The sequence below is a fragment of the Acetobacterium wieringae genome (genome assembly GCF_026646375.1).
GTDB classification, from domain to species: Bacteria; Bacillota; Clostridia; order Eubacteriales; family Eubacteriaceae; genus Acetobacterium; species Acetobacterium wieringae_A.
On record NZ_JAIPPU010000016.1, the window covers coordinates 13880 to 38753 of the forward strand.

Genomic DNA, 24874 nt, shown 5'->3' on the forward strand with positions numbered 1-24874 from the left:
ATGCATTGTTTAAAGGTGGATAAAAAAATTAATATTTATCTGGCTCATGGTCATCTAGAATAATTGACGGTTCTGGGGCAACAAATTCTGGTTTAATCGTGTCCATGTTTGGAAAAGCGTTGCTAAGAGTGGGTGAAAGCTTCTTCAGTTTAAAAGCCATCATCATTTCTTTAAGCATTTCTGACTGGCTGGACAGTTCCTGACTGGCGGCCGCACTTTCTTCGGCGGTGGCAGAGTTTGTCTGAACGACTTGCGAAACCTGATCCAGACCCATGGTGATCTGGGCGATTTCAGAAGCCTGATCATTCGAGGCTCGGGCAATGCTTTCGACCAGACTGGCTACCTTTTCAATCTGATTAAGAATTTCAGTTAAACCATCAGCGGTTTTATCAGCAATTAGAGTTCCTGCTTCCACCTTCGTGATGGAGCCTTCAATCAGTGACGTAGTTTCTTTGGCAGCTTCGGCGCTTCGAGCAGCCAGAGTGCGAACCTCCTCGGCGACGACGGCAAAGCCTTTACCGTGCTGACCAGCCCGGGCAGCTTCAACTGCGGCATTTAAAGCCAGAATATTCGTTTGGAAGGCGATGTCATCAATGACTTTGATAACTTTGGAAATATTATGGGACGATTCGTTGATATCAGCCATCGAGGAGACCATTTTTTTCATCTGTTCATTGCCTACCTGAGCATTGCTGCGAACCTCAATCGCCCGATCACTGGCTTCGTTGGCGCTTATGGCATTACGTTTTGTTTTTTCGGTCACTTCTTCAATTGAAGCGCTGAGCTCCTGGATAGAACTGGCCTGTTCTGTGGTGCCACGGGATAATTGTTGACCACCATCCGAAATCTGGCGAGAGCCAGAATCCACTTGGCTGGCGGCTTCAATAATCTCTCCCATCACGGTGCTAAGACGGGCAGTAATGTTGTTGATGGCATTCTTAATGGCAATGAAATCGCCAAGATAGTGATTCGTTATTTCCTGAGTCAAATCGCCTTGACCAATTTTTTCCAGTACAGTCGTAATCTCGTCAACATATTGTTTGAGGAAGCTGATAGTACGGTTCATATCGTCTTTGATTTTTCCGTGCTGTCCTTTAAAATTACCATCCATCGTGACAGTTAAGTTCCCTCGAGCCAATTGATTGAGGGTCGATGAAGCGGCTCGGATTGGATCAATAACCACATCAAGGGTATTGTTAAAGCCCTCGATGACCCGAGCGTACTCGCCGGGGAATTTAGAAGCGTTCCCTCGATGATCGAGATCACCTTCTACGGCAATTTGAGTCATTGATTGAGTTTCGTCAACGAGAGCTACGATATTTTCAATCATTCCAACTAGACTGGGTATCAATTGATCGCTGTCACTACGTTTGCCGGTGGTTTTCAAGTCATCGAGATCAATCATATCACCTTTGGCGATGCGATTGATAATATCGACAATATGAATCATTTTTGTATTGATCCGATTGATCGAGTGGGATATTTCGGCAAAAATGCCACAGCAATCGCTATTTATCGTTTGAGAAAAATCGTTGACGCCGATACGGGCCAAAACCCGATTGCCTTCGTCCAGTGCTCCAAGTCCATCGATACAGGAATTGATATTGTTTTTGATGGTATTAAAGTCACCTTGGTAAGAATCCGTAATTTTCGGCGGTATTTCACCATTTCCAATGCGTTGAATATAATCAGCTGCCACATTGAGAGGGAGAATGACGGCATTCAGAGTATTGTTGACACCCTGCACGATTTCTCTAAAACCGCCCTGAAAGTTCCCGGCATTACCCCGGGTTTCCAAGCGTCCGTCCACCGCTGCGGTTGAGAGTCGATTTGCCTCGGTAATCAGGTGACGAATGTTTTCGATGGTCTGTTTGAGTGCCGGCGTTATTTCATCCCGAATTCCTTGGGTTTGAATTTCAGCAGACAGATCGCCGGCGGCAATCTGATTCAACGTTTTGATCAAAACCAATTGAAGGTTATCTGCAAAACTGTCAAGTGCAACGGCCATTTCACCAATTTCATTGGTTGCTTTCATGTTCAGACGGGTTCCCAGATAACCCTGATTCATTTCCTGAATCATCAGATTGACGTTAGAGATGGGCCTGGTAATTGATAGAGAAATTCGATAGAGAATCAAGGCCAAAATTAAAAATATCAACAAGCCTATCCCGACAATGAACAGGATATTATTGGCTACAGTGGCATAAACATCTTCCATGGAATAACCAATATCAATGGCTCCAACCAGTTCACCATTAATTGTTAGCGGGTAGAGAACATCATAAACGGTTACATCCTTTAATTCATAGTAGTATTCTGATGCTGAGGCGATTCCTTCCTGAGCGGCAGCCTTCATCGTTTCATCATCAGAATAATCGTTACCGATGTCTTCCTTGATATTGTCAGCGATGTCGATGACATTTTTGTCAATAATGGCGATATAGACAATGTTTTCATCATTAGCCATTTTATCAATCTGGGCTTGATAGCTAAAGTCGCTCTTAATCTTATCGTTTTGATCGGATGTCACCCCTGTCGTTGTGTCAGCTAGAGCTTTAATAGCATTGGCGTTGTTTTCCAGCTGAGTCACAAAGCGTTGGGAAGTAGTAAAACCATGGTCTTTCAATTGATCCAACAGACTGTTCCGGATCAAATACGAGGAAATAACAGCAATTGCAAAAATACCCAGAAAAACGCAGATAAGAGGGATAATCAGCAATTTAAAACGTATGGAATCAGTTTTTTTCAGTTGAGATGTTTTGTTGTTCATCAGAATTCTTCTCCTTTATGTTCGGGAGTTTGGATTTTAAATAGGTCGTTTCACTCGAGTGGAGTGGGTACGATTAATTATACAGGCAGGTTTCTTTTACGTCAAAATAATTATTCTGTCAAATATAGCTCAATCAATAGAAAAAAGCAATTGTTGTTTTCGTCCGATCAGGACGATGTTGCAAACAATTGCTTTTTAATTGCACTTTTGGATTTGCGAAACGGTGTAATACTATTAGGGCGTTTTATTGTTCTACAAAATCTACGATGATTTCAATGAGATCCATAGCTAATTGATTATAATGATCTCCAGTAAGGTCATCAGTGCCTGAATAAATTAATACAAAGGACTTAGCATTGAGACCAACCCCTATTTTAATCCGGGGTTTATCTTTGAAAGCGATGGGAATATTATCGTTTCGCAGAGTAATATACATTTTCTCTTTATCAGCAAAAAGTTTTACCAGGGTTCGTCCGTCTTCAGCTTTGATGCTGTAAGAACCATTAAAGGTGATAACCTTGCTGGTGGTGAGTCGATCTCCCAGAGATACTAAAAACTCCTCCAGATTCAATTTCAAATCCGGGTGCCACTGATCCAAAACAATGGTTCGAATGGTAGGGTCATTATTACTGGAGCCGGTTTCAGCAGGAAGATGTAAGACATTATTTTTTGACAGGGCATAATATCCGCTTTTGGGATCAACCAGATTTTGTTCTTCAAGCATCGCAAAAGAAATTAAGCCAAAGGATTGTTTTTCTGCCCGCCAACCGCTGACACCGATGGGGGGCAGAAAGTTGGCATTTTTAAAGGGCTGGATATCAACCGGATCATTTGTCAAAGCAACAAATAAAAAATCCGGATTGTATCCGAACTTATCAATACAGAGTTTGATCATGACGGGTTTTTTTAGCACCTTAGGGACATCGTGATAGAGCTTGTAGGCTTCATCCACATCTTCAATAAATCCACCATCTTTTTGATAGTGATAAGCTTTGGCCAATCGGTACATCAGAGCCAGTCGGATATTTAGCTTGTCACCAATGTCTTTGTATTTATTGGGAAAAAGTTTTATATTTAATTTTTCTGATGCATCATCATAGGCAGAAATTTTTGATTCAACAAAAATAACATGCCGTTGTAAACTTTTTTCTTCGGCTATAATGATCAGATTAGGTTGGCCAAACTGTCCCAGTGACGGTTCGATTATAAATGTAATTTTGACAATATCCGGTAGCCATTCTGGCTTAAAGTCATCAGTAAATTTAATAGTGTTTAAAAATCTCAATTGTTTCTCAAAATCGGTTTCCATATCGAGTATGATGCTGTTCACAACACCCTGGTTACCGTAGAATGTGGTTGTCATAAAGAATCCTCCATTTGTAGTGAGTTTAGTATACCACGTCAAGCCAAACTATAAAAGGATTTTTGATGCATGAGTCTATGAAAATAAGGGTTAAAAATCAGGAATAATGGGAAATGAGGGTCTTCATACTTTCGATGACCCAGTCGATGTCATCAGAGTTGATACCATGATTGGTGACAAAACGGTACTCTCCATTTTCTGTTCCACTGATTTTAATATTCTTTTTTAGGAGGCCTTCAATAAGTGCAGATTCAGTAATCACCGATTCTGGAAGGGTAAAAAAGACCATGTTGATATCCAAACGGTTTCTGAGAACCGAGCAGGAATCGATCTCTTCCAGCCGGGTTGCCAGATAGCGGGCGTTTCGGTGGTCTTCTTCCAGCCGGGAGATCATTTCTGTTAGACTGATGATTCCGGCGGCGGCCAGGATTCCAGCCTGACGGAGGCCACCGCCCATTAGTTTTCTGTTTTTGCGGGCTTTTTTTATAAATGCTTCGGTTCCCAGTAGCAACGACCCCACCGGCGCACACAGGCCTTTGGACAGACAGACGTTCACTGAATCTCCTTGGGCAGCAATTGCTTTGGCATCAACCCCTAATGCAAGAGCGGCATTAAATATTCGGGCACCGTCAATGTGTACCGGGATGTTTTGGGATTGTGCCAGAGTATAAACCGCTTCCATATTGGCCAAAGGAACAGTTTTTCCCGATGACTGGGCATTTTCCATACAGATCAGCCCGGTATCCGGGAAGTGAATATCTTCGCCCCGGAGCATCTGCGTCAGTTTTTCAACATTGATGCCATCCTCCAAAACCGGAAAGGTTCTGATCTGAACGCCTGAAAGGACAGCAGCGGCGCCGACCTCATGCATCAGGATATGGCAATCATCACCGACCAGGACTTCATTTCCTCTTGCAGTGTGGGTCATGATCGCCAGTTGATTGCCAAAAGTACCGGAGGGTACAAACAGTGCCGCTTCCTTGCCTAAAAGCTCAGCAGCTAGCTTTTCTAACTGGTTGACCGTTGGGTCATCCCCGTAGACATCATCACCTACGATGGCATTGGCCATAGCGGTTCGCATGGTTAGGGTTGGTTGGGTTACAGTATCACTTCTTAAGTCGATCAACATAATTAAAACTCCTTTGGTTGTTTCAAGAATTATTTTAGTTTCTTTATTATAGCGCGAAAAGTTCTAATCGACAAATAAGTTATTGATCAGAAAAGACCGAAAAGTATTTATCCAGGTCTTGTTACGAAACAACTGATACAATTATGGAAATATAAAAATTTGCCAATAAATAAGATTAAAATGCGAGCGATTTTTAATTCGCATAAATATACAGTAAAATAATGGCTAATTACGATAAAAAATAGTTGAAATAAATCATTGTCGTGTTATAATTTGCCCATATGTGAAAGTATGGGGGAATAGTTTTGGAGAAGATTCAAATTACCATCAATAGTCAGATACGGTTGGTTCTTGTCAGTCTTTGTTTAGTTACGATTATCTTCGTTGCGGTTTATTTTAACTACTATAGGGGTATTGATGTGGTTTACACACATCTTTTTTATGTTGCAATTATTATGGTGGGACTCTGGTTTAGACGTTATGTTATTCATTTGGCGATATTATTGGGCATTTTTCATATCATCCTCGATTATTTAAGCAATGGATACTTACTACCAGCGCCCATATTACGGGGGTGTATTTTTTTATTCGTTGCGATTGTAATATATCTTTTGACCACCCGCCTGGAATATACCCACAAAAACCTTGATCGTATTCTAAAAAGCGTTGGAGATGGTATTATCGTGGTTGACCTAGACAAAAGGGTAACCATGCTTAACACGGTTGCTGAAGACTTAACCGGATGGAGCTTTATGGAGGCCCGCGGCAAAATATTTAATGAAGTATTTAATCTGGCCCATGAAAATCCTGAATACTATGTATTAAATCCTGTGGATGAAGTGATAAGAACAGATAAGCCTTATGAATTAACAAATCACGCTGTTATTACCAGTCGTAATGGAATAAAGGTGTATATTGAAGATAGTGCCACCCCGGTTAAAGACAGCGAGGGTAACACAACCGGAGTAGTTTTAATTTTCAGAGATGTATCCGAACGTAAGGCTCAAAATGCCAAAATAGAATACTTGAGCTTTCATGATCAGTTAACAGGATTATATAATCGCCGTTATTATGAAGAAGTCCGGGAAAGATTTGAGGATGGTTCGCAATATCCACTCTCAATTATTATGGGGGATGTAAACGGATTAAAAATGACCAATGATGCATTTGGACATCTGGCCGGTGATTCATTATTGATAGCAGCCGGGCAGGTTTTGACCCATAGTTGTCGTTCCACCGATGTGGTCGTACGATGGGGTGGCGATGAATTTGTTATGCTACTCCCTAATACCGATGAAGAAATTGTAAAAAACCGGATGAACAAATTGATCGGCGAAGTGGCGTCTTGTGTAGTTGACCAGGGGATTCTTTCGATATCATTTGGGTGGGCAACTAAGCATTCAAAGACAGAACCATTTACTGAAGTGTTTAAAAAAGCTGAAAGTATGATGTATAAAAATAAACTAAAAATGAAAGCGGAAGTTCGACAAAATACCATTCAATCGATTATGTATACTTTATATGAAAAAAGTGAAGTTGAAAAAATTCATGCGGAGCGGGTTTGTTATTATTGTATGCGCATTGCTAAAGAAATGAATATGAAAGAAATCGAATTAGAACGGCTTCGGTGGACAGGTCTGCTTCATGACATCGGCAAAGTAACAATTGATAAAGAAATTCTTGAAAAAAAGGGAGAATTAACCCCAGAGGAATGGAAGGTAATAAGAAATCATCCAGAAACAGGCTATCATATTATCAATTCAGCTCCGGAAATGGGTGGAATCGCTACTGCAATTTTGTGCCATCATGAACGATGGGATGGAAAAGGATATCCCAAAGGCCTGGTAGGTGAAGAGATTCCGATTTTTTCAAGAATTATGGCAGTTGGAGCGTCTTATGATACGATACTATCTGAACGTACCTATAAAAAAGCAAAAACCAAAAGTGAAGCGCTGCAAGAGCTTCAGAGTTATGCTGGAACCCAGTTTGATCCACAGATTGTATCACTTTTTGTGAATCGGGTGGCAAATACATTATAAAAATCGATCATCAGCAAAGTCAAACTTTGCGATGGTCTTTTTCATTTAAGTTCTAAATTATAAAAAAGATCTAAGTAGAAAAGTGCTATGCGATTGTGTTACAATGCTAACAAAAGCATGGTATTATAACAAAATAATTATATGTAACACATGTCTTATGTGGAAAGGAAAAAAGATGGTCTCTTTATTAGAGTTAACTCTCCAATTATCAAGAGCTTCGGATATGGTAAGCCCGGAACTGAATCATCATCAACGTCTCGTCGCCTATATTACCAACAACCTGGGGGAAGAGTTGAACTTTGATGAAAAGAAGCTGAATGAAGTTTGTGTCGCCGCTGTTCTGCATGATATTGGTGGTTTAAGTATGCAAGAGCGAATCAATGTGTTGAAGTTTGAAGCCATTAATCCCCATCAGCATGCCCGAATTGGTTGGTTGCTTCTGAAGGATTACCGAGAATTTAAAGATATCGCCAGAATCATCAAATTTCATCACGTGGATTGGAACGATGGAGAAGGTCTCAGATTTTTTGGGGAAACGGTCATGTCGGAAAGTCATCTCATTCATTTGGCTGACCGGATTGCCACCCTCATCTTCCGGGACGATAAAATGATCAATCAAAAAGATCGGATTTTCGAAAAAATAGTAAGTGCCTCGGGACGAAAATTTAACCCTGAGTACATCAAAGCTTTTGAACGGTTAAAAGAAAAAGAGTTTTTTTGGTATGATCTGGAGTCTATTTCCAATGGTCGGCGATATTATAAAAAAATAAAGTTCAAGGATCAGCGACTGGATATTGACGAATTAATTGGCATTACCAAACTTTTTGCCCGGGTCATTGATTTCCGGAGCAACTTTACTGCAGTTCACAGCGAAGGGGTTTCAGCAGTAGCCAAACGGTTGGCACAACATTTAAAATGTGATGAACTGACTTGTAAGAAAATTCAGGCCGCTGGCTATATCCATGATATCGGCAAACTGACAGTTTCAACTGAAATCCTGGAGAAACCGGCAGGTCTCACCCAAGCCGAATTTGCAGTGATGAAAGAGCATACCTATCATACCTACGTGTTGTTGTTTCAGATTGCTGGCTTTGAAGAAATAAATGAATTTGCCTCGATGCATCATGAACGGCTGGACGGAACCGGTTATCCGTTTAAAAAGATGGCTTCGGAACTTTCGCTCGGAGCCCGAATCATGGCGGTGGCAGATATTTTTACCGCTGTATCTGAGAATAGACCTTACCGGAAGGGAATGGAGAAAGAAAAAGCGATCGAGGTTCTAAGGGAAATGGTGGCGGATCATAAAATCGATCCACACATTGTAGAAATTTTGATTTCGAATTATCACGATGTGAACAAAGCCCGGATCAGGGCCCAAAAAAAGGCAAGAATACGATATAATGACTTTGCCAAACTATTGACATCATAAAAGCTATTCGGTTTGAGTTTTTGGCGGAAAATATGGAAGTGCAAAGAAATAGATTAATAAAGTTTCGCAATAAAAAACCCAGCCTGAACAGTTCTGTTCAGACTGGGTTTTTTAAAACGTTTAATATTTGTCAAAATCCAGATCCTCAAGGCTTATATCTGATTGAGGAAGAGCCATTGACTCTGAATAATCGGAAACTGGTCTGGCAGGCTGATTTTTTGTGCTCTTGAGTTTAAAGGCATCAACCATTTGTTTGAGCATTTCGGCTTGTCCGGACAGTTCTTCACTAGCAGCAGCGCTTTGTTCGGCTGTAGCCGAATTCGTTTGAACTACCTGAGAAACGGCTTCTATGCCTTGATTGATCTGAGCGATCTCTGAAGCCTGGTCATTGGAAGCCTGGGCAATTCGACCAACCAGATTGGTAACTTTTTCAATCTGGTTGAGAATTTCGGCAAGCCCCACTGCGGTTTCATCAGCGATTTTTGTGCCGACTTCTACCTTATCAATGGAACCTTCAATCAGTCCGGTGGTTTCCTTGGCAGCTTCAGCACTGCGGGCAGCTAGAGTACGGACTTCTTCAGCAACGACGGCAAAACCTTTGCCATGCTGACCAGCTCGGGCAGCTTCCACAGCGGCGTTAAGCGCCAAAATATTGGTCTGAAACGCAATGTCATCAATTACTTTAATGATTTTAGAAATATTGTGTGAGGAGTCGTTGATCTCGCTCATTGCAGCGACCATTTTAACCATTTGAGTATTGCCAACCTCGGCATTGGAACGAACATTGATGGCCAGTTCATTCGCTTCATTGGCATTTTTGGCGTTGCGCTTTGTTTCAGCTGCGACTTCTTCAATGGATGCTGTCAATTCCTGAATCGAGCTGGCCTGTTCGGTAGTTCCATGTGATAATGCCTGGCCACTATCAGAAATTTGTTGAGCACCGATATCCACCTGACTGGCAGCGACATTGATATCGAAGAGGGTAGTGCTTAAGCTGGCAGCAATTTGATTGAGGGCTTTTTTGATTGCCAGAAAATCGCCGCAATAGAGGTTGGTAATCTCCAGGTCAAAATTTCCCTGACTCATTTCTTCCAGGGTGTGCGTGATTTCTTCCACGTAGGCCCTCAGAAATTCAATGGTCCGGTTCATATCATGTTTGATTTTCCCATGTTGACCTTTGAAATCCCCGTCCATGGTAATTCTAAGATTTCCCTCAGCCAGTTCATTGAGAGTGGCCGAAGCAGCTTGAATCGGATCAATGATCGCATCCAGGGTTTGGTTGAATCCTTCAATGACGGTGGCATATTCACCCTGAAACTTGGTTACGTCGCCACGGTTGTCGAGATCTCCGGAAATGGCAGTTTGAGCCATGTTTCTGGTTTCTTCAACCAGCATCATAATCGTTTCGGTCATACCCAACAGCGCTGGGACCAGGCGGTCATTTTCACTACGTTTGCCAATACTGCGGAGAAAACCCAGATCACTTAGATCACCGTTACAGATATTGGTAGAAACGCTGACAATCCGCCCCAGCTGAGCATGAACCCCGTTAATGGATCGGGCAATTTCACCGAAAATACCATCAAAATCGCCTTCGATGGCTTGAGTTAAATCGTTTTTATTCATCAGTTTCAACGTGTGATCAGCCACTGATAAGGCGCCTAATCCATCCAGGCAGGCATTAAGATTATTTTTAATTTCCCGGAAGTCGCCATAATATTCATCAGTAATTTTAGGTGGAATTTCACCCTTGCCAATTCGTTCAATGTATTCGGCTGCGACGTTAAGGGGGCCGACAACGGCATCCAGAGTACTATTCACACCAGCAACGATTTCCCGAAAACCACCGCTGAATGCATCAGCATGGCCCCGGGTGTCCAGACGTCCTTCCACGGCTGCATGAGACAGTGCATTTGCTTCGGAGATCAGGGCTCGGATGGTTTCGATGGTTTTTTTGAGAGCGGGTCCGATTTCATCCTGGGGATCGGTGATTTCGACATTCATGGAAACATCACCTTCAGAAATGCGGTTCATTGTACCAATGACCAGAAACTGGAGAGAATCAGCCATTTTGTCCATGGTATTTGCCATTTCGCCGACCTCGTCGGTGGTATCGATATTGAGTCGGTTGCTTAGGTGACCTTTACTCATTTCCTGAATCATCTGGTTAGCTTTGCGTAGTGGTCGACAGATTTGGGATGTTAATAATAGGCCCAAAGCGACCGCTAGAATCATACTGATAATCATGATAATGGTCATTGTTGTTGTTGCAGCAGCAGCCTGGCCGAAATTATCTTCAGATTTGGTCAAACCATCGGCAAGTTTTAAATCAGAAAGATTATCGATTGCTGTTTGCAGGGCGGTTGTAGCTTTTCCGGCAGCACTATCAGGACTCATTAAGTTGAACGCTTCAGTGTCCTGGTTTAGAGCAGCCTGGGTCTTCACTGCGTCAAGGTGTTTGTTGTACTCTGTCCGAGCCGACTCAAAGCTATCAAAGGCTTGCTGCATTTCATCGGTTTGAATCGACTTCTGGTAATCGCCAGCTAAGACATCAATTTTCTGTTGTTCTTCAGTAATGCTTTTTTCAATTGATTGAATCAGGGCAGGATCATTAGCCAGAATCATGTCTCGCAGGTCCACACGCATCTTCTGAAAGGTGGTTGATATTTGACCAACTTGGGAGATGGGAACCGTCATGTTTTCATATAACTCCTGATCGGACTCTTGCAGCGACCAGGTATTCAAGATTCCAATGAAACCAACAACGCCAACAAGCAGAGCAATAAGAATAAAAGATGACAGCAGTTTCGTTTTAATTTTTAAATTTTTAAACCAATTCAAATTAGACCTCCGTTATTTTAATCTGAGGGGCAAATTGCGGACGGTGTCCTTACTCACCGGTATTGATGTCAAAAAAAATTGTCTTTTGAGATTAGCTTATCGTTTCGAAAGAAAGAATTGCTATCCTGGTGAAGGGACGAATTGATGCGGCATTTTCTTTCTGGAACACCACCTAACTGAATGAATAGTTAATCACTCATATTAATAAAACTACATATTTAATTCCCTGTAAATTATAAGGGATAATCTTGTAAAATGAAACAAAAAAATAACATAAAAGCGTATTATTTTCCAAAAAGTGCTCCAATTATAATATAACTCGATCAAAATTTTAATCAAATGTCAATAATGTTAGCAGAAATAGAAAGAAGACTGGTGTTTGTTGTTATATTCTGAACGATAATGAATAGATATTATCACTTATTTAAAAATCGTAAAAAGAAAGAATGCATGAGTATTCAAAAAAATCCTGAAGACAATCGGACTCGACTGTCTTCAGGGTAATTACTTAGTGCATAAAGTTTATTGTAATGGCTGGTTATATGTCAGTACTTATCACTTTCTGAATCATCCAAAGTGATCCATGGTTCAGGCCGGGATGGCTCGATAAAGGGAACGGAAGATCCATTTTTGTTAATCGGTGTTGTTTTTTCGACAGGGTTGATGTTTTGGTTCTTGAGTCTGAACGTACGCATCATCTGTTTAAGAACCTCAGCCTGGCCGGAAAGCTCCTGGCTGGAGGCAGCGCTTTCTTCAGCAGTAGCTGAGTTGGTTTGTACGACATTTGAAACTTGTTCAATGCCTTTGGTGATTTGTGCAATTTCTGAAGCCTGATCGTTGGAGGCCCGGGCGATATTACCTACCAATCCGGTTACTTTTTCAATTTCATTAAGAATTTCAACCAGGCTTTCAGCGGTTTCATCCGCAATCTTGGTACCAACTGCAACCTTATCAATCGAGCCTTCAATGAGACCCGTAGTTTCCTTGGCGGCTTCGGCACTACGTGCTGCCAGTGTACGCACTTCCTCAGCAACGACGGCAAAGCCTTTGCCATGTTGTCCAGCCCGAGCGGCTTCGACTGCGGCGTTAAGGGCGAGTATATTGGTTTGGAAGGCGATGTCATCTATTACCTTGATGATCTTTGAAATATTACTTGACGATTCGTTGATTTCTACCATGGCAGTGACCATTTTTAGCATTTGCGAATTCCCTACTTCTGCATTTGTTCTTACTTCAATGGCCCGTTCATTAGCTTCATTCGCATTTTGTGCATTACGCTTTGTTTCAGCAGCCACTTCTTCAATGGAAGCGGTAAGTTCCTGGATGGCACTAGCTTGTTCGGTCGTGCCTTGCGACAAGGCTTGGCCACCGTCAGAGATTTGAATGGCACCGGCTTCGACTTGTCCGGCGGCGTCATCAATTTCTTTCATGACTTCACTTAAATGGGTGGTGATTTCATTAATAGCCAGTTTAATGGCGACAAAATCGCCATGATAGTAGGTTTTTATTTCCTGGCTGAGGTCTCCCTCTCCAATGCGTTGAAGGATGATTGTGATTTCGTCAACATATTTTTTGAGGAAATCAATGGTACGGTTCATATCCTCTTTTATTTTACCGTGCTGACCTTTGTAATCACCATCCATATATGCATTCAGATTACCTTTGGCCAGCTCGTCCAATGTAGCTGAAGCTGCTTGGATCGGCTCAATGACAGCATCCAAGGTTTGATTAAATCCGGTGATAACTTTGGCATACTCACCTTTGAATTTAGCAGGATTACCACGATGATCAAGGTCGCCTTCAACAGCCAGACGGGTCATTTCATCAGCTTCACTGACCAGTGAGTGGATATTGTCAATCATTTGAATCAGGCTGGGAATAAACTCATCCTCTTCGCATCGCTTACCGATGGTTACCAACTCATCGTAATCGCTCATATTACCATTAGAGACATTATTGACAATGGCATGAATGTAATTCAGTTTCCAGTGAATTTCATTGACTGAGGTTGCTAAATCTCCAAAAACCCCTAAATAGGTTCCTTCCATTTTGGCAGAAAAATCATTGATAAAAAGTCGGTGAAGAACCGCACCGGTTTCGGTTAAAGCGCCGAGACCATCGATACAGGCGTTAATATTGTTTTTCAGATCATTAAAATCACCTTTATATTCAGTTGTGATTTTAGGAGGAATCACGCCGTTGCCAATCCGTTCAATGGCTTTATTGGCGACCTTGAGGGGTTTGACAAAGGTGTTGATCACATTGTTTAGAGAAATAATCATGTCTTTGTAGGCCCCGGAATATTCATTGGTATTTCCCCGGTAGTTGAGTTGTCCAGCTAAAGCAGCATTCCCAAATTTTACAATAGCATCGTGGATTCTGTTCATTTCTGTTAAAACAGCAACCATGGAATACGAGATTACATCATCATCAGAACGGGGGATGATTGCAACGTCAAAATCACCCTGTGACATCTGCTGAGCCGCTTTGGAAAGAGCTTTGTTGTTTTGAATCATGGTTTCAAAAGATCGCATCAAATCACCAATCTCGTCATGGGTGGCGATTTCAATGTTTACATCCACTTTGCCCACAGCTACCTGATCGGCAATCTCCTTGAGTTTTACGATCGGTTTCGACAATTTTTGAGCCATTATATAGGCGGCAACTCCGCCAATCAAGAGGATAAAAATTGAAATTAACATAATCAGATTGCGGAGGTTATTGATTGGCCCCAACACATCATCTTCATATTGGGCTATGATCAGGGTCCAGTTTGTACCAGGAATCGGTGCAGTGGTGCCAATTTTTGTCGCTCCTTCTAATGTATAAGTAAACATCCCGGTGTTTTGGGTTCCTAATTCCTTTAACGATAAACCAAGACTCTTCCAAATGCCATCGTTTTCAATATCTTCAAAAACGTTAACTTGATCCAGAATGATTTGGTCATCGGGATGAGCCATTATTGCTCCGTTCTGATTGACGACAAAACCGAATTGACGATCACCGTCGCCCATGGCATTGGTGGTATCCTTTAAAAAGGTGGGATCTCTTCGGCCGATCAGTAAGCCGACGACCTGGTCGTTATTTTTTATTGGTGCTACATCAAACACCACTGGTTTTTGGGTGACTTTACTGATGGCAACATCAGAAATGGAGAGTTCGCCATTAAATCCGTCTTCATACCAGAATTCTCCCCAGGAATCAAATTCACCACCATCTTTGATATATTTGGCATGACCGTTTAAGTTCATTATAGCAATATCCTGATAGCCCAATCGCTCGATATCACTGGCAATGGCATCAGCTTGTGATTGCCAGTCCATATTAGTTACACGAGCCCGCGAAGCTACTTCGCTAAGAGTGGATAAGTTTCCATTAATGATGGCACCTACGTGTGAAGCGCCTTCAGTAGTGTACTTTTGAGCATCGGCATTGGCTTGTTCGGTTAACGCAGCAGCCCCCAGATTAACCGTAATAATTCCTAAAGAAAACACCGCTAAGGCAATTAGTGCAACTGTAAAAAACAGTAATTTGGTTGAGATTCGGAATTTGCGAAGTGCCATATCTTGAGCATGATCAACTGTATTTACAGCAGTTTGTTGAGTTGAATCGGGCTTGGGCGTCGTTTCCTGATCCAGCTGTGGTTCTTGATTTTCATTCATAATAACCCCTTTCGAACATTGTTTTGTAGTTTATACTGTAACCATTGCTTCGAACAATGCTGCAATGATTAAAGCCAGCATGTTTGTAGATACGGTACAAATACATACTGGCATCATAAATAGATGAAGTGTTACTATTATATAACTTTTTAGGGCGAATTTCTACTATTTAATAACAATAAATTATCATAGTGAGGTCGGCTTTGACGTGTTAATGTTACTGTGCTTCCAAATAGAAAATAAGTCACAATATAAAGTAAACTAGATTGTGAATTGATTTTAATTTATATTGATTACGATTTGATTTTGGCCCATTGCTTCGGCAGCCAACAAGGCCTGAGTCACTTTTTCGATTAGTGTGTCGCTGGAAATATCATCAGTGAGAATCGTAGTAACCACACCAATAGAAACAGTACAGTTTGTGATCAGTGGAGTGGTTGTGTGAGAAAAAGCAGTGTTTAAGATTTTTCGTCTGAATTTTTCAGCCATTTCTGCTGCCCCGGCTGGATCCGTATCAGAGAGTATACAGGCAAGCGTATAATCATCCCATAGTGTGACCAGATCACCAGAACGTTTCAAGGTTTTTTGTAGGATTGTTGCAATTCGGCGATGACAGTCAGCACTAGGCAATTGGTCATCGCAATTGGGAGACTTCGCTAAATTATTGATTTTGATCAGAAGGATTGATAGATAACGCACCGTAGTTTTTGCTTTATTGATGGCCTCAACGAGCATTGAATCAAATTCTTGACGATTGCCAATCGGGTTCAGGATATCCGCAACGCAGCTGCATCGACAAAAAACGTTTACAGCTGTAAAAGTGTCATCTGGGGGAACGCAAAATTTACTCATCTTAAGAATTCCTTTCCGATCATAATAAATATCGATCAATTAATATTTTATACTTGATTCAGGCGGTATGTAAAGCTTTTTAATTAAAATCAAGCGCAGATGGAGGTGTTTATAATTAATAATAAAGGGTAAAATATGGTAGAATAAAGACTTGCAAATTGACAAAGACGGTCATAACAATTATGCTCATTTGATTTATTGAAATAACGGCTGATGGGTAATGAAAATAATATGTACAGATTAAGCGATATTCAAGTTAAAAACAATTGACAACTGTACAGTAAGGGAGGAAAAATGGCTTTTAATAACGCAAATCTGGTGTATTTTACAGGTACTGGAGGAACAGCACGCGTTGCTGATGCGTTTGAACATTCGTTTAAAAAAAGAGCCATCGCGGTTCAACGCACTGAGCTAAGCGGTTTGATAGAGCCAGTTGTGTTCGGAGATGTTTTGGTGCTATTATTTCCAGTATATGCATTTAATGCACCAAAACCCATTTTGGAGTGGTTAAAAAAAATTCCGCAAGCTAGGAATCGGCCGGCGGTAGTGATTTCTGTTTCTGGTGGAGGTGATATCTCGCCCAATACTGCGAGTCGAGAGGCGACAATTCGTCATCTGGAAAAAAAAGGTTATGATGTAATATATGAAAAAATGATGGTTATGCCATCTAATTTTTTGATTGGCTACGACGAAAGCCTCTGTGCCATGGTTCTTCACGCAACGCCAGTGATTGTTGAAAAGGTGGTGAACGAAATTTTGGCAGGAGAACGGCATCGGACGCAGCCCTATGGAATTGATCGAATCGCTTCAAAACTGGGATATCTTGAGACGATAGGTGGAAGGATTTTTGGTCGGAGACTTAAGGTCAACGAGAAATGTATCGAATGCGGATGGTGTGAAAAATTGTGTCCTCAGGAAAATATTAAAATTAGTGAAGGGAGACACCATTTTGGTAATGAGTGCGTCATCTGTATGCGTTGTATTTATGGTTGCCCTCAAAAAGCCATTGTACCAGGAATAGGAAAATTTGTGGTGCTTTCAGAAGGCTTCGACTTGAGCAAAGTTGAAGACCGCATGAATCATTTGTCGGTGTATCCTCGGATCAGTAGCGCTACCAAGCATTCGTCGCTTCGGGGTGTGCGGGACTATCTGATTGAAAGTAATTGTTTTCAATTATAAAGGTTTTTTTGGTAATGAATTGAAAGTGAGAAATAAAGATGGATTTTCAGGAACTCAGTGATTTTTTTATGCATCTCGATCGTTCTTATTTTATTGATAATGAGATGAAAGCATTTGCAGATCTGGATCGACCCTTATCAATAGGTTATGAGCAAACGATTTCTCAACCATCTCTGGTGCTTGAAATGACTCGAATTCTCGCCCCTGAGAAAAACAGTTGCGTGTTGGAAATTGGAACTGGTTCAGGTTACCAAACAGCACTTCTGGCCAAGTTTTCGAAAACGGTCTATACAATTGAACGGATTCCGGAATTATTGGAAACGGCCCGAAAGAGACTAAATAATCTGGGTTTCAAAAACATTGTTTATAAAATTGGCGATGGCAGCGAAGGATGGGCTGAATTTGCCCCCTTCAATCGAATTATCGTCACGGCTGCTGCAGAGAGAATTCCTGGGGAACTCGTTGATCAATTGGCCAGAGGTGGAAGAATGATTATCCCAGTGGGACCGCGGGAATTGCAGGAGTTAAAGCTTATATGCAAAGATGATGATGGGCAGCTTCAGCAGCAGACCGTTGATCTGGTGCGTTTTGTAGAAATGAAAGGGAAGTATGGCTGGAGAATAAAGCAGTAGTTTAATAAAATGATTTTAAAACCCCTGGATCTTTTTAAGGAGAATAGGGGTTTTAGTATTAGTCGTTACGGAATATAAAAATCTGGTTGCGACCGGCTTTTTTGGCCCTGGTTAAAGCCGTTTCCGATCGAGCTAAAAGGGTCGTTAAGGAACTATCGGAAGCGCTTTTATCTAAATGAACACCGGTAGCGACGCCCAGTGATAAAGTGATGAATTTAGCAATGGGTGAGGTTTGATGAGGGATTTTCATATTTACTACTGTCTTTCTGATGATTTCAGCCACATGGGCGGCTCCCTTTAAATTAGTGTCCGGTAGCAGGCAGATGAATTCCTCACCTTCCCAGCGGGCGGCCAGATCACCGGCACGTTTTAATGTTTTTTCGATTGTCCCGGCAACTTCCTGGAGACAAGCATCCCCTTCAGCGTGTCCATAAGTTTGATTATATAATTTAAAACAATCAATATCAATTCTGATTAACGAAAGTGGGGTTTTATTTCGTCTGGCTTTGCGAATTTCGATAGCTAGCGTTTCTTGGAAACGGCGACGGTTGGAAATTTGGGTTAAAGCGTCGATATCGGCAGTGTTACTGAGAATTTCCCGATAGTGCTTGAGAGCTAGCTGGTATTTTATTTTTTGCTCGACACTTGACAGATCGAAGGGTTTGGAAATAAAATCCACAGCACCTGTTTGGGCGCCGTAGGCTTTGTTTTCTTTGTCACTCAGGGTTGTTAAAAAAATAATCGGAATACTCATCGTACTTTCTTCCAGTTGAATCTGTTTACTGACTTCAAAACCATTCATTTCGGGCATACTGAGATCCAGGAGTATTAAGTCGGGTAACGGTTTCTGCGTGGCCATAGTTAAGGCAGCTTTTCCGCTGTTGGCAACAGTGACATCATATTTTTCTACTAAAGCCTCAGCAAGTAATTGGGTATTTTCTGTTGAATCATCAACCACCAGGAGTTTTGGTCTCTGTTGAAGAACGCCGGAACTGGATAATAGTGTCTGATCATTTACGATTTGCTCTAATGCGGTTAGTTCGTCATCTTTAAGACGGAGGTTCTTATTATACATCGGCAATATATGTTGGGACGCACTTCGTCCGTTCTTGAGTGCCTGAGAATCATCTCTGAGCAAGAGAACATGAAATGAAAACTCATAGTTGTTTTCATTGTCCCAGGCGGCAGAAAATTTGCCGTTCATGGTTTCAACCAGCGTTTTCACAAGTTCCAGGCCAAAACTGAGATTATTTGCTATTGTGATATTGGAGGCTTCTGTAAATAAAAAAGGATCTGCAAAGTCATTTTGTAAGGGCGAAATTCCAGACGTCTTAATAACAAAATAAATCTTAAAAACAGATTTGTCGGTATTTTCCGGGGTAACTTCAAGGGAAATCTTGCCTTGTTCCAAGCATTTTATGGCGTTAAGTATTAAATAGGAAATGATTTGTTTGAGCCGTTGAGGATCACCAACGACAGCCGCTGGAGTTTTGGAATGAATAGACAATTCAATGGTAATGTTATGCCGCTTGGCACTGGATATCAAAGGAATGATTGCATCTTCGACGGTCGTGTGAAAATCAAAAGCAATCACATCATGACCTTGCTTGTTATCAGTCGCCAGAAGCCCATCAATCAGATTTCTAAGAAGTGAAGCGGAAAGATGAATATTCTCCAGACAGGTTTTCTGATCTGACCAGGAATTGGTTTTGCTCATTAGCTGAAAAAACAGGAACTGACTTTCTAGAGGTTCCTTAAGTTCATTTGATAAAATTGACATCAATTGATTTTTTGAAAAATTGGCGCTATCCGCATCTTTTTTTGCCTGATAGAGTTCTGTCAAATCTTTACCACAACAAAAGATAAGCTCATCAACCCATTTAAACTGCCAGGTTACAAAAAGATAGGAGTCGAAATTCGAGTGTAGACGAGTGGTAAGCGTCAGCGATTCCTTTTCGCCAGTCAATTTTTTTAGGCCAAGAATCAAGTTGGGCACATCATTGGGATGAACAAGGTCAATGAGGTTTTTATCACAAAGATCTGGATTCAGGTATCCCAGCTTAGTTTCCCAAACCTGATTTGTTTGTAAAATAGTCCCTCGTTCATCAGTAATGCAAAGAAATTCTGTACTGATGGTACAAAATAAGTCAAGGAGTTGACGACTTTGTTTACTGAGCGAAAATAGATTGTTCATAGCAATACTCCTTTAGCAAGTAAGAAGATTCGATAATTCAGACGCCAGGTGACCAGGTGTTTTTGATTTTGACGTTCCGTTCTTTAAATTCAGGAATTATCGTCTTTGTGTTCCCAATTTTGTCTTTGAAACGCGTGATAATTTCAAAATCATCACGAAAATGCATGGGAATCAGTACCTTGGGATGAAATGTTTCGATAAAATATTCGCCCGCTTTGTAGAAGGAGTCCCCCAGTCGCGGATCGACGGGAACGAAGGCAAATTCCATGGGCAGATTCTTCATTTTTTCCAGTTCAGCTTTATAGTCCTTTTCTTCCTGTACCGGATCGATATGCGGTTTTTCGTTAGTATCCCAGTCCCACCAATTGAGATCCCCGGCGTGGAAAATCCGATGGGAATTGGTAGCAATATAAAATGAGATACCTTGATCAGTGGAACCAAAAGTTTTGATGTCCATCCCACCCAGCGACATATGCTGATAGGGGCCAATAGTATGGGTTTTATGGGTAGAGGCTTTGGGAATATCATCACTTAATATATAAGTCGGGTGATAAACCCGTTCGGTTGAAAAAATATCAGCGGTGTAGTGGTCGCCGTGACCATGAGACACAAAAAAATAATGAGGAAGTCCCTTGCGGAGCAGACTGGTTGGGATATGGGTAAAACAATCAAAGATCAGTGTTTTATCTGCTAATTGAATTAAAAAGCCGCTATGATGCAAATGGAAAATTTTCATATGCTACCTCTCTTGGATCTTTTTTATATCGAGTAGTTGGTTAGTACTATATTACCCAAATATAATGAAATTATACTTCAAATTATACCGGAATCGATTAAAAATTTGAAAATAAACGGATAAACTTGAAAAATTTTCGGGAAAATAAAAAAATAATCCGAACGTTTTAAATTCTATTGATATTATTGTTCGGAAATAGTAAAATAAGTTTATCATTAAAAAAGGTGGAAAAATTGTGATAAAACGAATTTTTGTAGAAAAAAAAGACGAATTTGAAGTAGAAGCCAAGTCGTTGACACATACCTTTCAGCGTATTCTAAAGATTCAAAAGCTTGAATCCATGCGTATAGTATATCGATATGATGTCCAAGACGTGGCAGATGAGTTGTTTGATCAGATTATTAGCACTATTTTATCCGAACCCAATGTTGATCAGGTATTTGAAGACTATCTTGAAACGAGAGTTGATGAAAAAATATTTGGAATTTCGTATCTACCCGGGCAATACGATCAGCATGCCGATTCCGCGATTCAGTGCATTCAGATCGTATCCGGTGAACGGGCTTTAGTTAAGGTCGCAAAAATTGTTGTACTCACAGGGGAATTAACTCAAAATGAATTTGAGAGTATTAAGCACTACATGATTAATCCAGTGGATTCTCAGGAAGCCACTTTAGAACCTTTTATTACCCTGGTTGATGAGGTTCGCGAGCCGAATGATATCAAACCGCTGGATCGTTTTATCACGCTAAATGGTGATCAATTAGAGGCGTTTCGTTTAGATCATGGATTTGCCATGACAACTGAAGACATTATATTTGTCCAGAATTATTTTAATAAAGAAGAACAGCGGAATCCGACCATTACGGAATTAAGGGTAATTGATACCTATTGGTCGGATCATTGTCGTCATACGACCTTTTTAACTCAGATCAAGCAGGTACAGTTCCTCGGGGATGATCCTATTTCACAGGCGATGAAGCGGGCCCATGATGATTACTGTCAGGCAAGAACGGATCTATACGGAGAAAATTCTGAACGACCAATGAGTCTGATGGATCTGGCGGTTATTGGTACCAAAGCGCTCAAAAAAGCGGGACGCATTCCAGATTTGGACGAATCGGAAGAAATCAATGCCTGCAGCATCAACATGGTTGTCGATCATGATGGGGTCGACGAAGAATGGCTACTGATGTTTAAAAATGAAACCCATAACCATCCTACCGAAATCGAACCGTTTGGGGGAGCTGCGACTTGTCTGGGCGGGGCTATCCGGGATCCGCTGTCTGGTCGAAGTTATGTTTATCAGGCAATGCGGGTAACTGGTGCCTGGGATCCCCGGGCGGCCATTGAAGACACCTTGCCAGGCAAACTGCCGCAACGTAAAATTTCGACAGAAGCGGCACATGGGTACAGTTCATATGGAAATCAGATCGGTCTGGCAACTGGTCAGGTAACGGAAGTTTATGATCCCGGTTTTCTGGCCAAGCGGATGGAAGTCGGGGCAGTGATTGCTGCGGCACCCAAAGAAAATGTTATCCGGGAACGCCCAACTCCTGGCGATGTGGTGTTGCTCGTTGGTGGTCGGACTGGTCGGGATGGTTGCGGTGGTGCGACCGGTTCATCTAAAGCACATACTGAAGAATCGATTCTTGAAAGCGGTGCTGAAGTTCAAAAAGGAAATCCCGTTGAAGAAAGAAAAATTCAACGTTTATTCAGAAGTAAAGAACTGGCGAATCTTATTAAACGCTGTAACGACTTTGGTGCTGGCGGAGTATCGGTGGCCATTGGCGAGCTGGCAGATAGTCTGGAAATCGATCTGGATAAGGTGCCCAAAAAATATGAAGGATTGGACGGCACTGAATTGGCTATTTCCGAATCCCAGGAACGTATGGCGGTAGTGGTCGATCCCAAAGATGTGGATACCTTTATTTCCATGGGGAACGCTGAAAACCTGGAGATTACTCCAGTTGCCGTTGTTACCGATTCGGGTCGTTTGATCATGAAATGGCGGGGTGCAGAAATACTGAATATTTCCCGGGCTTTTCTTGAAACCAACGGTGCACCGCAATTTATTGATGTGGCTGTTGAGTCGCCAACTACTGCAAAAACAGTCGATGATGACCCCAACCAAGATGAACAATTTGATTTTATCAATCAGCTGAAAGATACGCTAAAAGATTTGAATGTGGCCAGTCAGCGAGGAATGGTGGAAATGTTTGACTCAACCATTGGCGCTGGTACCGTGGCGATGCCCTATGGCGGCAAAAACGCCTTGTCACCAATGGACGGAATGGTCGCAAAGATTCCAATGATTCACGGCGACACCACCACCTGCAGCATGATGACCTTTGGTTACAATCCGACCATCGCTAAAACCAGTCCTTTTTTAGGCGGGATGATGGGAGTACTTGAATCCCTGTCCAAACTGGTTGCCATTGGCGGTGATTATAAAAAGGCCCGCCTCAGTTTTCAGGAATATTTTGAACGATTGGGGAAAGAACCAGTTAAATGGGGACGACCTTTTGCAGCGCTCTTAGGGGCCCATCAGGTTCAGACTGCTATGGGAACGCCAGCTATTGGTGGCAAGGATAGTATGTCAGGTAGTTTTGGCGAACTGGCCGTCCCACCAACCCTGATTTCTTTTGCAGTGGCGACAGCTCACGTGGAATCAGTGATTACCAGCGAACTCAAGTCCAGTGAGTCATTGTTACAATTGTTTAGTTTACCATTAGATAAAAATGGAGTACCGGACTTAATTGCAGTGAAAGCTGTATTTGATGTTGTTATTAAGGCGAATCGGGAAGGCAGAATATTAAGTGCCAAAACCATTGGTTGTGGTGGTTTGGCCGAAGCAGTGGCAAAAATGGCCTTTGGTAACGGCATCGGGGTTAACATCAATGATCGGATCGATCCTGACTTTTTGTTTAAACCACTTTATGGCGGTATCTTGATCGAAAGTTTTGAAATCCTGGAGGGATCAATTCCCATTGGCAAAACCACGGATAGTAATAAAATTGTGTATGGCAATGATGCCATCACAATTAATGAATTGATCGAAGTATGGGAAGCGCCTTTGCGGTCAGTTTATCCAGAAAAAGCGGAAACCGTTGGGACAGTAGAAACGTTAAGCTTTAATACGGTGCCGACTGTTTACTGCAAAGATAAGCATACCAAACCCCAAGTGTTTATTCCTGTTTTCCCAGGTACCAACTGTGAATATGATTCCGCCAAGGCTTTTGAAAACGCTGGCGCAAAACCTGTCATCACCATTTTTAAAAATCAGTCAGCACAGGATATAACTCACTCCATAGACAAAATGGCTGCACAGATCAGAGCGTCTCAGATCATAATGATTCCTGGTGGGTTTAGTGCTGGGGATCAACCGAACGGCTCTGGTAAATTTATTGCCTCAGTTTTTAGAAATCCAAAGATGATGGATGCCGTGATGGATTTGCTCAATAACCGGGATGGATTGGTATTGGGGATCTGCAATGGCTTCCAGGCGTTGATAAAACTGGGACTGGTGCCCAACGGCGAAATCTGTGGAATTACAGAAGAAATGCCGACATTAACCTTTAACACCATTGGCCGGCATGTGTCCACCATTCCAATGACACGAATTAGTTCCAATCTATCGCCTTGGCTTGCCAATACCAAGGTCGGGGATATCCACCGTATGCCTATGTCTCATGGTGAAGGTCGTTTTGTGGCCAGTGATGCGGTACTGAAAACTCTCGTCGAAAACGGTCAGATTGCTACCCAATATGTCGATTTTGAGGGTGCCGCCACCCTTGATGGCCGCTTCAATCCCAACGGTTCCGTTTATGCGGTTGAAGGCATCACCAGCCTGGATGGCCGGGTACTTGGAAAAATGGGTCACTCCGAACGGATCGGGAAGAATCTCTACAAAAATATTCCCGGCAATATGGATCAACAGATCTTTAAAGCCGGCGTTAATTATTTTAAATAAATTGTAGTTAGTATTTTAAATTAAGTATAAATAACAAAACTAGTGTTAGAAAATAAAGAAGCAAACACCGAAGGA

General features: G+C 41.8%; 13 protein-coding genes. 5 read left to right on the forward strand and 8 right to left on the reverse strand.

Annotated features, from left to right (window positions below; genetic code table 11):
• Positions 1-28 precede the first annotated feature (28 nt).
• The 3 genes from Q7P33_RS13975 to ltaE all read right to left on the reverse strand — a co-directional run bounded on the left by Q7P33_RS13975 (position 29) and on the right by ltaE (position 5262).
• Entirely contained in the window at positions 29-2770 is a 2742-nt protein-coding gene (locus Q7P33_RS13975) for a methyl-accepting chemotaxis protein (RefSeq protein WP_303871255.1), read from the reverse strand.
• Between the two features lie 244 nt (positions 2771-3014).
• Entirely contained in the window at positions 3015-4133 is a 1119-nt protein-coding gene (locus Q7P33_RS13980; protein ID WP_303871256.1) for a hypothetical protein, read from the reverse strand.
• Positions 4134-4230: 97 nt separating this feature from the next.
• Positions 4231-5262 (reverse strand): low-specificity L-threonine aldolase, encoded by a 1032-nt coding sequence (ltaE, locus tag Q7P33_RS13985; RefSeq protein ID WP_303871257.1) that lies wholly within the window; start codon positions 5260-5262, stop codon positions 4231-4233.
• Between the two features lie 305 nt (positions 5263-5567).
• Between ltaE and Q7P33_RS13990 the strand changes: the two genes are divergently transcribed.
• Entirely contained in the window at positions 5568-7301 is a 1734-nt protein-coding gene (locus Q7P33_RS13990) for an HD domain-containing phosphohydrolase (protein ID WP_303871258.1), read from the forward strand.
• Positions 7302-7476: 175 nt separating this feature from the next.
• Entirely contained in the window at positions 7477-8730 is a 1254-nt protein-coding gene (locus Q7P33_RS13995; protein ID WP_303871260.1) for an HD domain-containing phosphohydrolase, read from the forward strand.
• A 120-nt stretch (positions 8731-8850) separates the two neighbouring features.
• Here Q7P33_RS13995 and Q7P33_RS14000 read toward each other — a convergent pair whose 3' ends face one another.
• From Q7P33_RS14000 to Q7P33_RS14010, 3 genes are all read right to left on the reverse strand, one after another.
• The gene (locus Q7P33_RS14000) at positions 8851-11571 is read right to left on the reverse strand and encodes a methyl-accepting chemotaxis protein (RefSeq protein ID WP_303871261.1); all 2721 of its coding nucleotides are present in this window, start codon (positions 11569-11571) and stop codon (positions 8851-8853) included.
• 545 nt (positions 11572-12116) lie between these two features.
• Complete coding sequence (locus tag Q7P33_RS14005; protein ID WP_303871262.1) at positions 12117-15233, reverse strand: methyl-accepting chemotaxis protein; 3117 nt, start codon at positions 15231-15233, stop codon at positions 12117-12119.
• A gap of 279 nt (positions 15234-15512) precedes the next feature.
• The gene (locus tag Q7P33_RS14010; RefSeq protein ID WP_303871263.1) at positions 15513-16124 is read right to left on the reverse strand and encodes a diguanylate cyclase domain-containing protein; all 612 of its coding nucleotides are present in this window, start codon (positions 16122-16124) and stop codon (positions 15513-15515) included.
• A 255-nt stretch (positions 16125-16379) separates the two neighbouring features.
• On the opposite strand from Q7P33_RS14010, the gene Q7P33_RS14015 reads away from it, so the two are divergent.
• The gene (locus tag Q7P33_RS14015) at positions 16380-17264 is read left to right on the forward strand and encodes an EFR1 family ferrodoxin (protein ID WP_303871264.1); all 885 of its coding nucleotides are present in this window, start codon (positions 16380-16382) and stop codon (positions 17262-17264) included.
• A gap of 38 nt (positions 17265-17302) precedes the next feature.
• Positions 17303-17896, forward strand: coding sequence for a protein-L-isoaspartate(D-aspartate) O-methyltransferase (locus tag Q7P33_RS14020; RefSeq protein WP_303871265.1), 594 nt, complete (start codon positions 17303-17305; stop codon positions 17894-17896).
• Positions 17897-17954: 58 nt separating this feature from the next.
• On the opposite strand, the gene Q7P33_RS14025 is transcribed toward Q7P33_RS14020, so the two are convergent.
• Both Q7P33_RS14025 and Q7P33_RS14030 read right to left on the reverse strand, forming a co-directional pair.
• Positions 17955-20090: a diguanylate cyclase domain-containing protein gene (locus tag Q7P33_RS14025; RefSeq protein ID WP_303871266.1), complete on the reverse strand. Its 2136-nt coding sequence runs from the start codon at positions 20088-20090 to the stop codon at positions 17955-17957.
• A 37-nt stretch (positions 20091-20127) separates the two neighbouring features.
• The gene (locus Q7P33_RS14030) at positions 20128-20826 is read right to left on the reverse strand and encodes an MBL fold metallo-hydrolase (RefSeq protein WP_303871267.1); all 699 of its coding nucleotides are present in this window, start codon (positions 20824-20826) and stop codon (positions 20128-20130) included.
• 235 nt (positions 20827-21061) lie between these two features.
• Here Q7P33_RS14030 and Q7P33_RS14035 point away from each other — a divergent pair, with 235 nt between their 5' ends.
• Complete coding sequence (locus tag Q7P33_RS14035) at positions 21062-24799, forward strand: phosphoribosylformylglycinamidine synthase (RefSeq protein ID WP_303871268.1); 3738 nt, start codon at positions 21062-21064, stop codon at positions 24797-24799.
• The last annotated feature ends 75 nt before the right edge of the window (positions 24800-24874 follow it).

Coding starts and splice junctions, on each gene's coding strand:
- Q7P33_RS13975 (WP_303871255.1), bottom strand. CDS start 2,770: ATGAACAACAAAACATCTCAACTGAAAAAAACTGATTCCATACGTTTT.
- Q7P33_RS14025 (WP_303871266.1), bottom strand. CDS start 20,090: ATGAACAATCTATTTTCGCTCAGTAAACAAAGTCGTCAACTCCTTGAC.
- ltaE (WP_303871257.1), bottom strand. CDS start 5,262: ATGTTGATCGACTTAAGAAGTGATACTGTAACCCAACCAACCCTAACC.
- Q7P33_RS14015 (WP_303871264.1), top strand. CDS start 16,380: ATGGCTTTTAATAACGCAAATCTGGTGTATTTTACAGGTACTGGAGGA.
- Q7P33_RS14020 (WP_303871265.1), top strand. CDS start 17,303: ATGGATTTTCAGGAACTCAGTGATTTTTTTATGCATCTCGATCGTTCT.
- Q7P33_RS14030 (WP_303871267.1), bottom strand. CDS start 20,826: ATGAAAATTTTCCATTTGCATCATAGCGGCTTTTTAATTCAATTAGCA.
- Q7P33_RS14005 (WP_303871262.1), bottom strand. CDS start 15,233: ATGAATGAAAATCAAGAACCACAGCTGGATCAGGAAACGACGCCCAAG.
- Q7P33_RS13995 (WP_303871260.1), top strand. CDS start 7,477: ATGGTCTCTTTATTAGAGTTAACTCTCCAATTATCAAGAGCTTCGGAT.
- Q7P33_RS13980 (WP_303871256.1), bottom strand. CDS start 4,133: ATGACAACCACATTCTACGGTAACCAGGGTGTTGTGAACAGCATCATA.